The organism is Peribacillus muralis (assembly GCF_001439925.1).
Taxonomy (GTDB): domain Bacteria; phylum Bacillota; class Bacilli; order Bacillales; family DSM-1321; genus Peribacillus; species Peribacillus muralis.
This window is the reverse complement of the sequence record NZ_LMBV01000001.1, coordinates 231,456-245,021: the sequence shown is the minus strand read 5'-3', so window position 1 is coordinate 245,021 and position 13,566 is coordinate 231,456. Positions and strand designations below refer to the sequence as shown.

General features: G+C 44.7%; 15 protein-coding genes. 1 reads left to right on the top strand and 14 read right to left on the bottom strand.

All coding sequences use genetic code 11. From position 1 onward, the window contains the following. Window positions 1-153: 153 nt before the first annotated feature. The 12 genes from ASU00_RS01160 to ASU00_RS01105 form a co-directional block, all read right to left on the bottom strand. A complete protein-coding gene (locus ASU00_RS01160) occupies window positions 154-861 on the bottom strand; it encodes an ABC transporter ATP-binding protein (RefSeq protein WP_057911609.1) in 708 nt (235 codons plus the stop codon). Next, window positions 861-1,640, bottom strand: a complete 780-nt coding sequence (locus ASU00_RS01155) for an ABC transporter ATP-binding protein (protein WP_057911608.1) — start codon at window positions 1,638-1,640, stop codon at window positions 861-863. Before ASU00_RS01155 ends, ASU00_RS01160 begins: the two co-directional genes overlap by 1 nt. After that, complete coding sequence (locus tag ASU00_RS01150) at window positions 1,615-2,577, bottom strand: branched-chain amino acid ABC transporter permease (RefSeq protein ID WP_057911607.1); 963 nt, start codon at window positions 2,575-2,577, stop codon at window positions 1,615-1,617. The genes ASU00_RS01155 and ASU00_RS01150 overlap by 26 nt, the downstream gene beginning before the upstream one ends. A gap of 13 nt (window positions 2,578-2,590) precedes the next feature. Beyond that, entirely contained in the window at window positions 2,591-3,469 is an 879-nt protein-coding gene (locus ASU00_RS01145) for a branched-chain amino acid ABC transporter permease (RefSeq protein ID WP_057911606.1), read from the bottom strand. Window positions 3,470-3,628: 159 nt separating this feature from the next. After that, the gene (locus ASU00_RS01140) at window positions 3,629-4,807 is read right to left on the bottom strand and encodes an ABC transporter substrate-binding protein (protein ID WP_057911605.1); all 1,179 of its coding nucleotides are present in this window, start codon (window positions 4,805-4,807) and stop codon (window positions 3,629-3,631) included. Between the two features lie 556 nt (window positions 4,808-5,363). After that, on the bottom strand, window positions 5,364-6,071 hold the full coding sequence (locus ASU00_RS01135; RefSeq protein ID WP_057911604.1) for an ABC transporter ATP-binding protein: 708 nt from the start codon (window positions 6,069-6,071) through the stop codon (window positions 5,364-5,366). After that, entirely contained in the window at window positions 6,071-6,850 is a 780-nt protein-coding gene (locus ASU00_RS01130; RefSeq protein WP_057911603.1) for an ABC transporter ATP-binding protein, read from the bottom strand. Before ASU00_RS01130 ends, ASU00_RS01135 begins: the two co-directional genes overlap by 1 nt. Then, entirely contained in the window at window positions 6,825-7,796 is a 972-nt protein-coding gene (locus tag ASU00_RS01125; protein ID WP_057911602.1) for a branched-chain amino acid ABC transporter permease, read from the bottom strand. Before ASU00_RS01125 ends, ASU00_RS01130 begins: the two co-directional genes overlap by 26 nt. Window positions 7,797-7,809: 13 nt before the next feature. Beyond that, window positions 7,810-8,688: a branched-chain amino acid ABC transporter permease gene (locus ASU00_RS01120; protein ID WP_057911601.1), complete on the bottom strand. Its 879-nt coding sequence runs from the start codon at window positions 8,686-8,688 to the stop codon at window positions 7,810-7,812. A 76-nt stretch (window positions 8,689-8,764) separates the two neighbouring features. Continuing rightward, window positions 8,765-9,949 carry an ABC transporter substrate-binding protein gene (locus ASU00_RS01115; RefSeq protein ID WP_057911600.1) on the bottom strand — a complete coding sequence of 395 codons (1,185 nt, stop codon included), beginning with the start codon at window positions 9,947-9,949 and terminating at the stop codon, window positions 8,765-8,767. A 192-nt stretch (window positions 9,950-10,141) separates the two neighbouring features. Beyond that, a complete protein-coding gene (locus ASU00_RS01110) occupies window positions 10,142-10,903 on the bottom strand; it encodes a tRNA threonylcarbamoyladenosine dehydratase (protein ID WP_057911599.1) in 762 nt (253 codons plus the stop codon). Window positions 10,904-11,014: 111 nt separating this feature from the next. Then, the gene (locus ASU00_RS01105; RefSeq protein WP_330219504.1) at window positions 11,015-12,163 is read right to left on the bottom strand and encodes a M20 family metallopeptidase; all 1,149 of its coding nucleotides are present in this window, start codon (window positions 12,161-12,163) and stop codon (window positions 11,015-11,017) included. 63 nt (window positions 12,164-12,226) lie between these two features. Here ASU00_RS01105 and ASU00_RS01100 point away from each other — a divergent pair, with 63 nt between their 5' ends. Next, window positions 12,227-12,427, top strand: coding sequence for a hypothetical protein (locus tag ASU00_RS01100; RefSeq protein WP_057911598.1), 201 nt, complete (start codon window positions 12,227-12,229; stop codon window positions 12,425-12,427). On the opposite strand, the gene ASU00_RS01095 is transcribed toward ASU00_RS01100, so the two are convergent. Together ASU00_RS01095 and ASU00_RS25955 are read right to left on the bottom strand one after the other, a co-directional pair. Further along, window positions 12,418-13,389 (bottom strand): nuclease-related domain-containing protein, encoded by a 972-nt coding sequence (locus ASU00_RS01095; protein WP_057911597.1) that lies wholly within the window; start codon window positions 13,387-13,389, stop codon window positions 12,418-12,420. The two genes, ASU00_RS01100 and ASU00_RS01095, sit on opposite strands and share 10 nt — an antisense overlap. After that, window positions 13,386-13,566: hypothetical protein (locus tag ASU00_RS25955; protein WP_236712560.1), on the bottom strand; the 181-nt coding region annotated here is incomplete at its 5' end. The genes ASU00_RS01095 and ASU00_RS25955, both read right to left, overlap by 4 nt.

Sequence of the window (13,566 nt, the reverse complement as noted above, 5' to 3'; positions counted from 1 at the left end):
CAGGCTAAAAGCCGAGGACGCTCCCGGACCGCCCTCTGTAAAAGCGAGCGCCTGCAGTGAAATCAAACGATCAAATTACAAAACACAAAAAAACTGTAGGCAAACTCCATAACTTATGAAGTTTGCCTACAGTATGAGACCGCCAGAAGCGGCTTAATGTCCGCCTAAATAAGCTTTCTTGATTTCCTCGCTTGCGGTCAGTTCCTCTGATTTTCCAGAAAGCACAATCCGCCCCGTTTCGACGACATAGGCTCTGTCGGCGATGGATAGGGCCAAGTTGGCGTTTTGCTCCACCAATAGAATTGTGGTTCCCGTCTTATTGATTTCTTCTATTATATGAAAGATTTGTTTCACCAATAATGGGGCAAGACCCATCGATGGCTCGTCCAACAAAAGCAGCCGGGGTTTGGCCATCAGCGCCCTGCCCATTGCGAGCATTTGCTGTTCTCCGCCTGAAAGGGTACCGGATTGCTGCTTCAAACGTTCCAGCAAACGCGGGAATAATTCATAGACCTTCTCCATATCCTGCTTGATGCCTGCCTTATCCTTGCGTAAATAGGCGCCAAGCTGAAGGTTCTCTTCAACACTCATGTTAGCAAAGACCCGACGGCCTTCAGGAACATGAGATATTCCCATTTTCACGATCGATTGTGCAGCCTTTCCGCCGATTGACTGCCCTTCATATAGGATCTTGCCTTGCTTTGGTTTTAATAGGCCGGAAACGGTCTTCAGCATCGTACTCTTCCCGGCTCCATTCGCGCCGATCAAGGTCACGATTTCGCCTTCATTGATAGAAAGTGAGATTCCCTTCAACGCTTGAATGTTTCCGTAATAGACGTTAATGTCCTCGATTTTCAGCATTATGAAACCTCCTCGCCCAGATAGGCCTCGATGACTTTTGGATTGTTCCGGATTTCCTCAGGCTGTCCTTGAGCGATCAGCTGTCCGTGATCCAGTACGTATATGCGTTCGCAAACTCCCATGACAAGCGGCATATCATGCTCGATCAATAATACGGTCAAATCAAATTTCTCACGAATGAGGGCGATCAGGTTCATCAGCTCATGCGTTTCTTGAGGGTTCATGCCAGCTGCCGGTTCATCGAGCAAAAGCAGTTTCGGGTTGGCGGCAAGTGCTCGGGCGATTTCCAAACGTCTCTGTTTACCATATGGCAGGTTCTTCGCCTTTTCATCCTTGTATTGATCAAGGTTGAAAATCTTCAGGAACTCAATTGCCTTCTCATCCATTTCCTTTTCCCCTTTAAAATGGATCGGCATGCGCAAGATCGAGCTTAAAATGCTATGCTTCGAAAGGGAATGATAAGCAACCTTTACATTATCGATGACGGATAGCTCACTGAACAAGCGAATGTTCTGGAAAGTCCTGCTGATTCCCTTTTGCGTGATTTTGTAAGGCGGCCGTTTTTTCAAGTCCTCCCCTTCCAAGGAGATCGTGCCTTCCGTCGGGACGTAAACTCCTGTCAGCAGGTTGAAAAAGGTCGTTTTCCCTGCGCCATTCGGCCCGATCAAGCCGACCAATTCACCAGGGTATAGCTCGACGTTCACATCGGAAACGGCTTTAAGGCCCCCGAACTGGATACCGACCGACTCGACCTTAAGCAGCGGTGTTTTTGTTTTCATGGCTGCTGCCTCCTTTACGTTTGAACATGGATGTTATTTCTTTTGTCCCCATTAACCCTTGTGGACGATAAATCATCATGATGATAAGTACAAGACTGTAGATAATCATCCGTGTTTCCGGATAGTCTTGAAGGAATGTCGTGATCACAGTCAGCAATATGGCCGCCAATACGGCTCCTGACAAGCTTCCAAGGCCACCAAGTACGACTAAGATCAAGATATCGAATGACTTCAGGAATCCGAAGTTCGATGGCTGGATGATATAGAAGTTATGAGCATAAAGCGCTCCGGCAATGCCGGCGAAAAAAGCGCCGATTGCAAACGCGACCACTTTGTAATAGGTTGTATTGATTCCCATCGAATCGGCAGCCGTCTCGTCCTCACGGATCGAAATGCAAGCCCTTCCATGAGTTGAGCTTGTGAAGTTTCGGATGACAATGATCGTAATGAGTACGGATGCGAACACCCACGGCCAAGTCGTCAAATGAGAGACTTGCATGCCGCTCGCCCCGCCCACATAATCGATGTTCAAAAGCATGATCCGGACGATTTCCCCAAACCCTAGCGTGGCTATCGCCAAGTAGTCACCTTTTAGACGCAAGCTTGGAATTCCGATGATCAGTCCGGCAAGCGCTGCCGCCAAACCGCCCACTACCAACGCTAGCGTGAAGGGCATGTTCAGCTTCATCGTCATGACGGCTGAAGCGTAGGCTCCGACTGCCAGGAACCCGGCATGTCCGATGGAAAATTGCCCCGTAATCCCGATGATCAAGTGAAGGCTTGCTGCCAGTATGATATTAATCCCGATGAACATGAGCGTATTTTGATAAAAAGGATTGAGTGATCCGCCGCCGATCAACACTTGTATTATGGCGAAAAAGATCAATGATAGTGAAATCGAGAGCCAAAAACCTTTTGCTCGCTTAATTGTAGTCATTGCTTTGTCTCCCCTATACTTTTTCTTTTTTGTTTTTACCGAATAAGCCTTGTGGCATGAAAATCAAGATAAGAATCAGTACGACGAAGGCAACCGCATCACGCCATAATGAGTAACCGGCGGCACTGACCAAAGCCTCGATGACACCAAGCAATAATCCTCCGACCATCGCCCCCGGGATGATCCCGATTCCTCCTAGAACAGCGGCGACAAAAGCCTTAAGCCCCGGCAGCACACCCATAAGCGGTTCGATTTTAATATAATAAATCCCGAAGATGACACCTGCTGCCCCAGCTAATGCGGAACCGATTGCAAAGGTGGCAGAGATTGTGTTATTAACATTTATCCCCATCAGCTTGGCTGCATCGGCGTCGAAGGAAACGGCACGCATCGCTTTGCCGATTTTCGTTTTATGGACGATGATTTGGAGAATGATCATTAACACAACAGCGACACCAAATATCAACACCGATTGGCTATTGATGGAAACTCCGAAGATGTCGAACTTGTCAGTCGGCAATACATCATTCGGATATGCTTCCGGCTGTGCACCGCGGACGTAGATGAAGCCATATTCGATCAATAGGGAAACCCCGATGGCCGTTATTAGTGCGGCAATGCGAGTTGCGTTACGCAAAGGCTTGTACGCAATGCGCTCGATCAATACCCCAAAGAGTGCACAGACTGTCATCGAGATCAACAGAGCCGGCACGAATGACAGATCCAGGACCGTTATCGAGTAAAACCCTACGAATGAACCAACCATGAAGACATCACCATGTGCAAAGTTAATCAATTTAACAATCCCGTAAACCATCGTATAACCGAGAGCGATAAGGGCATAAATGCTTCCTAATGAAACCCCGTTTATTAACTGCTGTATCAATTCCATGTTCGACTCTCCTTGAAATATCTAATTTTATAATGATCGTCCAGACTTTTTCCTTCCAATTCTGTAAGTTTTCGCAACAGGCTATACTGGAAAAATGAGAATTCGCCAGCGCCTTCTTATGAAAGAAGGGCCGGCGAAGGGTTGGACTTTTTTTCGGTATTAAGGATTGATTTTCGTATTGAATACTTGTTTTCCTTCTTTGAATTCAAGGATGGTAGCTGATTTGATTGGATTATGTTTTTCATCCAAAGTAAAGGTACCTGTTACAAGCTGAAGGTTTTTCGTTTTTTCCAGCGCTTCTTTGATTTTTGTCGAATCCGCTGAACCAGCACGCTTGATCGCGTCTGCTAGGAAATATCCTGTGTCATAGCCAAGCGCGTTAAAGGCATCCGGAGATTTATCTTTGTATTTCGCCTTGAATGCAGACACAAAATTCTGAATTTTCTTATCGGGATCACCTGAAGAATAATGGTTCGTGATGTACGTGTCATTCAATGCTTTTGCACCGGCAATTTCGACTAGCTTAGGAGAATCCCAGCCGTCGCCGCCCATGAACGGAACGTCCAATCCAGTTTCCCGCGCTTGCTTTACGATCAGGCCGGCTTCTTCATAGTAACCAGGCAGGAAGATGAAATCCGGTTTGTCTGATTTCAAGCGAGTCAATGTGGAACGGAAATCGGTATCCTTCGCAATGTAGGCTTCTTCTGCGACGATCTTTCCGCCATTTTTTTCGAATTGCTCTTTAAAGGCATCCGCTAATCCTTTCGAATAATCGCTTGCACTGTCGATATAGATGGCTGCGCTTTTCGCTTTGATTTCATTAGTGGCAAAATTGGCAGCAACCGTTCCTTGGAACGGATCGATGAAGCTTGTCCTGAAAATATAGTCGTTCAATTTATCCTTGCTGAACGTGATTTCCGGGCTTGTACCTGATGGTGAGATGACCGGGATTTTATTATCCTGGGCAATTTGCACCTGTGCAATCGAGTTCGTGCTTGTCGCCGCCCCTACGATCGCCGCTACTTGATCTTGTGATGTCAGCTTGATTGCTCCGCTTGTTGCTTCAGATGCTTCTGATTTATTATCGACTTTTATCAGTTTGATTTTCTTACCGTCAATGCCTTCTTTATTGATTTCCTCTGTCGCTAGCTCCAGACCTTCTGCAATCGATTGTCCATATGAAGCTACACCGCCTGATAATTCAAGGTTGACACCAATCTTGATCGTATCGCCGTCGCCGCTCGATTTATCTGATGAACCAGAACCGGCACAGCCCGCCAGCACGCCTGCAGCAAGTGTCAGAGAAAGGAATGCACCTGCAAGTTTTTTCTTCTTCATAAATAATCCCCCCATTTTGTAATCAAGCTCTGATGCATGAATATTTATTCAAGTTGCCTCAGAAAAAAATGATTAGTTGAAATGTTTAAAATTAAATTAATATTCCGAAAAATAGTTTACCGCATAATTTTCATTCCGTCTATACAATAATAGTGAGAAAATTTTGTTAAATAGGATATTTTTCATAGGGTATCTGAAACCTAAATTATACTTATATATTTTTAATACAATAAAATAGCGTAAATATAAGGAAAAACTGATAATTTAGGTATATTAATATCGTAATTACTGTATTTTTAACCCAATATTTTTTATTCGTTTTCTTCTTTTTTTCTCCCTATTACTTACATTTATACCAAAATAGTTGTATCCCAATAGGGAATTAACCCCAGAACCCTCCTCTCGTCTTAGGCTTAATTCCTATTTCAAAATTGGATTATACTATCTTGAATGTATAAAATATTGCATGAAGCTCCTATCAATCTTTAAATCACCTTATATATTTTGCATAACCTATCAATCAAATCCACACAAAAAAAAACCGCCAAACAGCGGTTCAGTGTCCTCCTAAATAAGCCTGCTTAATTTCTTCGCTTGCTGTTAGCTCCTCTGACTTGCCTGAGAGGACAATTCGCCCCGTTTCAACAACATAAGCGCGATCTGCAATCGATAAAGCCAGATTAGCATTTTGTTCGACTAATAAAATCGTTGTACCTTCTTCACTGATTTCTTCAATGATGTTGAAAATTTGCTTCACCAGCAGCGGCGCAAGCCCCATGGAAGGCTCATCGAGCAGTAATAGCCTTGGTTTTGCCATTAAGGCACGTCCCATTGCAAGCATTTGCTGTTCACCGCCAGATAAGGTACCCGCCTGCTGTTTGATCCTTTCTAGTAACCTCGGAAATAGTTCATACACTTTCCCGATATCCTTTTTGATGCCATTTTTGTCTTTTCGTAAATAAGCTCCAAGCTCCAGGTTTTCGGCAACCGTCATGTTGGCGAAGACCCGGCGGCCTTCAGGTACATGTGATATGCCCATTTTGACGATGGATTGTGCCGCTTTGCCTCCAATTGGCTCGCCTTCGAACAAAACAATCCCTTGCTTTGGCTTTAATAGCCCGGAAATTGTTTTCAGCAGTGTGCTTTTTCCCGCTCCATTCGCTCCGATCAAGGTCACGATTTCCCCTTCGTTAATGTCCATCGTAACGCCTTTTAATGCTTGGATATTGCCGTAATACACATTGATGTCTTCAATTTTCAGCATTATGAAACCTCCTCGCCAAGATACGCTTCGATCACCTTCGGATCGTTGCGGATTTCTTCCGGCTTTCCGTGGGCGATAAGCTGTCCATGATCTAGCACGTAAATCCGTTCGCATACCCCCATGACCAATGACATATCATGTTCGATGAGCAATACGGTCAAGTTGAATTCCTTCCGGATAAAAGCAATGAGATTCATCAATTCTTCCGTTTCATGCGGGTTCATCCCTGCAGCTGGCTCGTCGAGTAAAAGGAGCTTCGGATTTGCAGCGAGTGCACGGGCAATTTCCAGTCGCCTTTGCTGCCCATATGGCAGATTCTTCGCCTTCTCGTCCTTGAAATGATCCAGATTGAAGATACGCAAAAACTCCAACGCCTTTTCATCCATGTCACTTTCCCCGGAAAAATGTCCTGGTAACCTAAAGATAGAGCCGACAATCGTATGCTTGGCAAGCGAGTGGTAGGCAACCTTTACGTTATCGATCACTGAAAGCTCACTGAAGAGGCGAATATTTTGAAACGTCCTCGAGATTCCTTTTCTCGTAATTTTATAAGGCGGCAGCTTTTTCAGGTTTTCCCCATTCAAGGTGATCGTTCCCTCTGTAGGGACATACACACCCGTCAATAAATTGAAAAAGGTCGTTTTCCCCGCTCCATTCGGTCCGATCAGGCCAACAAGTTCCCCTGGAAATAATTCCACATTAACAGCGGATACGGCTTTCAACCCTCCAAAACGGATCCCTGCCGAATCTACTTTAAGCAACGGTATTGTGGCTTCCATCCTTTTGATCCCCTTTCGTTTTTTTATGTGTGAACAGAGCCGTGATTTCCCTCGTTCCCATTAAACCTTGCGGGCGGAAAATCATCATCAGAATCAGGACAAGGCTGTAAATGATCATCCTCGTTTCCGGGTAATCCTGGAGGAAGGTTGTTACGATCGTCAGCAAGATGGCCGCCAGAACGGAACCTGATAAACTTCCAAGTCCGCCGAGGACGACGAAAATCAGAATATCGAACGATTTCAGGAAACCGAAGTTCGATGGCTGGATGATATAGAAATTATGGGCATAGAGCGAGCCGGCAACGCCTGCGAAAAAAGCTCCGATGACGAAAGCCGCCACCTTATAATAGGTCGTATTGATCCCCATCGCATCAGCGGCCGTTTCATCCTCCCTGACCGATATGCAGGCACGTCCGTGAGTCGAATTGGTGAAATTCCGGATGACGATGACGGTGATCATGACACAGGCAAAAACCCATGGCCAAGTGGTCAGATGGGATACCTGCATCCCGCTAGCCCCGCCGACATATTCAATATTCAAAAGGATAATCCGGACGATTTCCCCAAAACCAAGTGTAGCAATGGCTAGGTAATCCCCTTTCAAGCGCAGGCTGGGAATTCCTATCACCATCCCGGCGACAGCGGCGAAAATGCCCCCAGCCAATACCGCCACGATAAAGGGGAACTCCAGCTTCATCGTCATTACCGCCGAAGCATAAGCACCTACCGCCAAAAAACCTGCATGTCCAATCGAGAACTGCCCGGTAATTCCGATGATTAAATGCAAGGAGGTCGCAAGCATGATATTGATGCCGATGAACATGAGTGTGTTGATATAAAAGGGATTGAGCATACCGTTAGCAATGAAGAACTGCATGATTCCGAAAAAAATGAGAGCGACCACGATCGAGAGCCAAAAGCCCTTTGATTTCTTTAGAATAGTCATAGCTTTGTCTCCCTTATACTTTTTCTCTTCTATTTTTACCGAATAGGCCCTGCGGTAAGAAAATCAAAATGAAAATGAGAACGATAAAAGCGACGCCATCACGCCATAACGAGTAGCCGGCGGCGCTGACCAAAGCTTCGATGATGCCAAGCAGCAATCCGCCGACCATCGCTCCCGGAATGATGCCGATGCCGCCCAAAACTGCGGCGACGAACGCCTTCAGACCAGGCAGGACACCCATTAACGGCTCAATTTTAATATAGTAGATTCCAAAAATGACCCCAGCTGCCCCTGCAAGCGCAGAGCCTATCGCAAAGGTGGCTGAAATCGTATTATTCACATTGATTCCCATAAGCTTTGCCGCTTCGGAATCGAATGACACGGCACGCATCGCTTTGCCGATTTTGGTTTTATGGACAACGAATTGGAGGATGATCATTAAAATGATGGATACAGATAAGATCAATATCGATTGACTGCTGATGGAAACACCGAATATATCGAGTTTATCCATCGGAAGAACATTATTTGGATAGGCTTCCGGCTGAGCGCCCCGGACATATATCAGCCCATTTTCGATTAGAAGGGAAACACCGATGGCCGTGATCAAGGCCGCAATCCGTGTTGCATTACGAAGGGGTTTATAAGCGATTCGTTCAATTAAGACACCAAAAATGGCACAAGTGACCATTGAAAGCAATAAAGCCGGGATGAAGGATAGGTCCATTACCGTAATGGCGTAAAACCCTACAAATGAACCAACCATGAAGACGTCGCCGTGGGCAAAGTTAATCAGCTTGACGATTCCATATACCATCGTATATCCAAGAGCGATCAATGCATAAATGCTGCCGAGCGATACGCCATTTACCAATTGCTGAATCAGTTCCATATTGCACTCTCCCCGAATAGGTGTTTTTTCAGTGAATATAGAATAGGGGGAAGCCTGTCCCCCTATCCACGATATATTATGGATTGATTTTTGTCTTGAATGTTTGTTTGCCATCCACGTATTCCAAAATGGTGGCCGATTTGATCGGATCATGATTTTCATCGAGGTTCAGCGTTCCGGAAACTAATTGAAGGTCCTTGACATCTTCCAATGCTTGTCTGATTTTTTCGGGAGAAGCATCGCCAGATCTCTTTATGGCATCAGCCAGGTAGTATCCAGTATCATAGCCAAGCGCGGCAAAGGCATCCGGTGTTTTTTTGTATTCCTTTTTGAAGGCTGCAACGAAATCCTGGATTTTGGCATCTTCATCTTCTGGTGAATAATGATTCGTGATATACGTATTTTTTAGAGCCTCGGCTCCGGCAATTTCAACGACCTTCGGGGAATCCCAGCCGTCTCCACCCATGAATGGAAGATCTATTCCGTCTTCACGTGCCTGTTTTAAGATCAAACCGACCTCTTCATAATAACCAGGAAGGAAAACGAACTCTGGTTTTGCCGATTTGATTCGTGTCAATGTAGAGCGGAAATCAGTATCTTTTGTAACATACGCTTCTTCCGCCACGATTTTACCGCCCTTGGCAGTGAACGCTTCTTTAAAAGCGGCTGCCAAGCCTTTAGAATAATCACTTGCGCTATCCACATAAATCGCAGCCGTCTTCGCCCCTATTTCGTCAGATGCGAAATTGGCAGCCACCGTACCTTGGAATGGATCGATGAAGCACGTTCTGAACACATAATCATTTAATTTTCCAGCTTTGTTGGTGATGTCGGGATTTGTTGCAGTTGGTGTAAGTAGAGGAACTTTATTATCCTGTGCGACCTGAACCTGTGCCAATGTATTCGTGCTTGTCGCTGATCCGACTACAGCCACAACCTTGTCCTGACTGACCAGCTTAATCGAACCGCTTGTAGCTTCTGCAGCATCGGACTTATTATCAACCTTGACGATTTCCAGTTTTTTTCCGTCTATTCCCTCTTTATTGATTTCATCGATGGCCAGTTTCAAACCATCGGCAGCCGATTGGCCGAATGAAGCCGTACCTCCAGACAATTCAAGGTTGGCACCGATTTTAATTGTTTCACCCGAGTCGGATGAACCTCCACCTGAACTGCTAGTTTTTGAGTCTCCGCAACCTGCGAGTACCCCAGCAACCAATGAAAGTGATAGAAACACTCCTGCTAGCTTTTTCTTCTTCATTTGAAACCCCCTTGTTTTGTATGTTCTTTTAATAATCAGAATATCCAAATAAAAAATAATATTCTGAAAATAGTTTATCTCATTCTTTCGACCCCGTCTATAAGATCTGGATAAAAAAGTTATATAAAGGGAAAATCTACTATTTACACACAAAAAAACCTGACTCCATCTTGAGTCAGGTTTTTAAGCGTATCAATCGTTTACACGGCGGACTTCAACCTCTTTTAAAAGATCATTGATCACCCAGCTTGCTGCAATCAGTCCGGCTACGGATGGGACGAATGCATTCGAGGACGGCGGCATTTGGGCTTTTCGGATTTTTGCCGCGTCATTGCCGACTTCTTTGCGGACATCCTCCCGAATGACGATCGGACTTTCGTCGGAGAAGACAACCGGGATTCCCTTCGTAATGCCTTCTTTACGCAATCTAGTACGGATGACTTTTGCAAGCGGATCGGTATGCGTTTTCGAGATATCAGCAATTTGAAAACGTGTCGGGTCCATTTTATTAGCGGCGCCCATGCTTGAAATCACCTTGATATTCCGTTTCAGGCACTCCTTCATCACATGCATCTTATAAATCACCGTATCGGAGGCATCAATGACATAATCCAGGCCATAACTGAAAAACTCTTCAAACGTTTCTTCTGTATAAAACATTTTCAGAGCGATCACTTCGCAGTCTGGATTGATGTCTTGAATGCGGTTTTTCATCAATTCGGCCTTCGGTTGACCGACTGTCGATAAAAGAGCATGAATCTGTCTATTAACATTGGTGATGTCGACATCGTCCTTATCGACAAGAATAATGCGGCCAACACCTGTGCGGGCCAATGCCTCAGCTGAAAAAGACCCTACGCCGCCGACACCCAGGACAGCCACGGTCGTGTTCTTCAACATATCGATGCCTTCCTTGCCAATTGCTAATTCATTACGTGAAAACTGATGCAGCATATATATTCAACTCCAATAAATTCTGTTCTTATTTAGCTTCCCAATTAACAATATATCATAAACATCATGTATGACAAGCGAAATATGAGCAGACTAATCGGAATTAGTATCCTAGTTCATTTTTGACAATTTTTGAAGGACGATCGCCAGCAGCAAGGTCCGTTCCGTCAGGCTTGGTATTTCCAGGTATTCTTCTTCACTATGAGCTTTTCCACCTATCGGACCAAGCCCATCCACCGTCGGTATGCCCAAATCGGCTGTAAAGGAAGCATCCGAGCCACCGCCCGTGGACGTATCAGTAATATCAATGCCAATCTCCTTCCCCGCTTGGCGGATCGTCTCCAAAAGCATGTTCGTCTTCTCCGTCTTTTCCATCGGCGACCGATCCATTTTCCCGGTCAATGTCGTTTTCGTCCCTGAAATATATGTTTTCGCACAGATTTTATTCAGTTGTTTAAGGATGATAGCTTCCTGCCTTTTTTCCGAAATCCGCACATCGACAAAACCAGCCGCATGTGAAGCGATCGCATTGACAGCGGAGCCGCCTTCAATTATGCCGACATTAACGCTAATCCCCGAACGCCGATCATTCAGTAGATGCAGTGCAATGATCTTATGAGCCAACTCCTCAACTGCACTTCGTCCCTTTTCCGGCTCTATCCCAGAGTGGGCCGCCACTCCGACTATATTTACCTTGAATTGACCGCAACCGCGTCTCGCCGTGACCAATGACCCATCCGTCCTTGCCGGTTCTAGAACTAACGCATACTTCTTTTTTGCCGCTTTTTCAGTTATGAGGGAAGATGACGAAGGTGAACCGATCTCCTCATCACTGTTCAGAATGATCTGAACATGCTTATAGCCTGTCTGCCCCGTCTGTTTCAAGCAATAAATCGCATAAAAAATCGCAACCAAGCTCGCCTTCATATCGGCTACACCAGGCCCGAACGCCCGATTCCCCTTCACTTTGAATGGACGTTGTTGCGCCGTCCCCTCAGGAAAAACCGTATCCATATGTGCAACAACCAGAATATGCGGCTCAACCGCTTCCCGATGCTGAATGACCAGCTGATTGCCATAATCCTTCTGCTCCACGATATCCACGATAAAATCCAAACTTTCAAACTTCGCTTTCAATATCAAACCAATTTCATCAATGCCCTTTTTTGTATATGAACCACTATCAATATTCACAAGCTGCTCCACGAACTGCAGCATTTCTTTTTGCTTAACATTCAATAAATCTTTCAAAGCCCTCACTACTTTCTTTCCTTGGCTGAAGATTTTTCAACCTTACTATAATTTACGAATCTAGATGACGGAATGTTACTTAAATGGGGGATATTTAACGCTAATTCCAGCCTTTTGGAGACCGCTGCAGCGCTCTTGGACGAAATGGGCGAATTACTCTTGAGTTTGGTGGGTTTTGCTTGTGAGTTTCGGGCTTTTATTCGTGAGTTTGGCGATTTTATTCGTGAATTGCGGCTGTTTATTCGTGAGTTTGGCGCGCGACGTTATTTTTGAAATAACCGATCAAGGTTATAAACCCTGTTTCTACGTTTACCCGAGTAGGGTAATTCCATTGCGGATAGCAGTCGTTGCATAATATCGATTGAATCTACCTGTAAAAATTCACGTGCTTGTTTATTTGTAATGGTGGAATTGATAAGAAGGGCGTAATTACGTAGAGTTTGAATGTGGGCATCTTTGGAGACGTAAGAACAGTGGCGGCATGTCCATTTCCTCCAGTGATATTGCATTTGGAGTGCAGAACAGCCAGGACATTCAACGCTTTTGAGCAAATCTTTTTCATCAATTTGATACAATTGGAGAATATCAGGATAATGTGGGGTATTTTTTTCCGAGATCGTCTTGGCTAGCTTATTGTGCTGCCTTTGAGTTAATTGTTCAGATGGGTACCTTTCTTTCAAGGTTAGGATTTTGGAGATTAGCGTTTCTTTTCCTGTGATCTTCTTGAGAATCGGAGTAAAACCAGGGGTAGTCCTGATGATTGTATTTGGGTTGGCATTGGCAACCAGCGTTTCAATCGGCAGCGGAGGAAAATTATGAACAGCAAGCCATGTATTTAACCGTGTTTTTTGCACATCGACCTGGATGAGCGGATCCAGGAAAGCTTGTTCATGTCCATCTTTCGTCTGAATCAATTGATGGTAGGTACGATCAAAATAGAGCATTCCCGTAAAATTTTTCACTTCAATGATGAGGCAGTGACTCTTGGAAATGATTAAGTAATCTATTTGAAAAAAACGGCTTTCTCCGTGGCATAATCTCAAATCATGTAAAACGTGATAGTCTTCCGAAAGACTATTTAACTCATTTCCAATAATTCGCTCGCCGTTATAACCTGTACGGATCTTCCTGAAATCATTGTGTATCTTTTCCTGTTTAGGATGATTTGCTGGCAGCCTTCTCATCAAAGCTTCCAGCTTTAGCATCCTAATAGGCTTTTCACACTGTTTTCTCATTTATACATCACTCCTTCTCCTTTATTTTCTTTTTTGATGCACACTATTCCTCCTAGGAAACTGAAATTCCGTGCTTTATTTGTCATATTACTAGTGAAATGCGTTTTAATATGCTTTTCTCTTAAGTTTTGCGGTTTTATTCGTGAATTTGGCGATTTTATTCGTGAGTTTGGCCAC

Excerpts from the sequence above, each read along its gene's own strand:
- ASU00_RS01145 (WP_057911606.1), bottom strand. The coding sequence starts at position 3,469 with ATGGAATTGATACAGCAGTTAATAAACGGGGTTTCATTAGGAAGCATT.
- ASU00_RS01130 (WP_057911603.1), bottom strand. The coding sequence starts at position 6,850 with ATGGAAGCCACAATACCGTTGCTTAAAGTAGATTCGGCAGGGATCCGT.
- ASU00_RS01160 (WP_057911609.1), bottom strand. The coding sequence starts at position 861 with ATGCTGAAAATCGAGGACATTAACGTCTATTACGGAAACATTCAAGCG.
- ASU00_RS01155 (WP_057911608.1), bottom strand. The coding sequence starts at position 1,640 with ATGAAAACAAAAACACCGCTGCTTAAGGTCGAGTCGGTCGGTATCCAG.
- ASU00_RS01125 (WP_057911602.1), bottom strand. The coding sequence starts at position 7,796 with ATGACTATTCTAAAGAAATCAAAGGGCTTTTGGCTCTCGATCGTGGTC.
- ASU00_RS01110 (WP_057911599.1), bottom strand. The coding sequence starts at position 10,903 with ATGCTGCATCAGTTTTCACGTAATGAATTAGCAATTGGCAAGGAAGGC.
- ASU00_RS01115 (WP_057911600.1), bottom strand. The coding sequence starts at position 9,949 with ATGAAGAAGAAAAAGCTAGCAGGAGTGTTTCTATCACTTTCATTGGTT.
- ASU00_RS01150 (WP_057911607.1), bottom strand. The coding sequence starts at position 2,577 with ATGACTACAATTAAGCGAGCAAAAGGTTTTTGGCTCTCGATTTCACTA.
- ASU00_RS01095 (WP_057911597.1), bottom strand. The coding sequence starts at position 13,389 with ATGAGAAAACAGTGTGAAAAGCCTATTAGGATGCTAAAGCTGGAAGCT.
- ASU00_RS01135 (WP_057911604.1), bottom strand. The coding sequence starts at position 6,071 with ATGCTGAAAATTGAAGACATCAATGTGTATTACGGCAATATCCAAGCA.
- ASU00_RS01140 (WP_057911605.1), bottom strand. The coding sequence starts at position 4,807 with ATGAAGAAGAAAAAACTTGCAGGTGCATTCCTTTCTCTGACACTTGCT.
- ASU00_RS01100 (WP_057911598.1), top strand. The coding sequence starts at position 12,227 with ATGTTACTTAAATGGGGGATATTTAACGCTAATTCCAGCCTTTTGGAG.
- ASU00_RS01120 (WP_057911601.1), bottom strand. The coding sequence starts at position 8,688 with ATGGAACTGATTCAGCAATTGGTAAATGGCGTATCGCTCGGCAGCATT.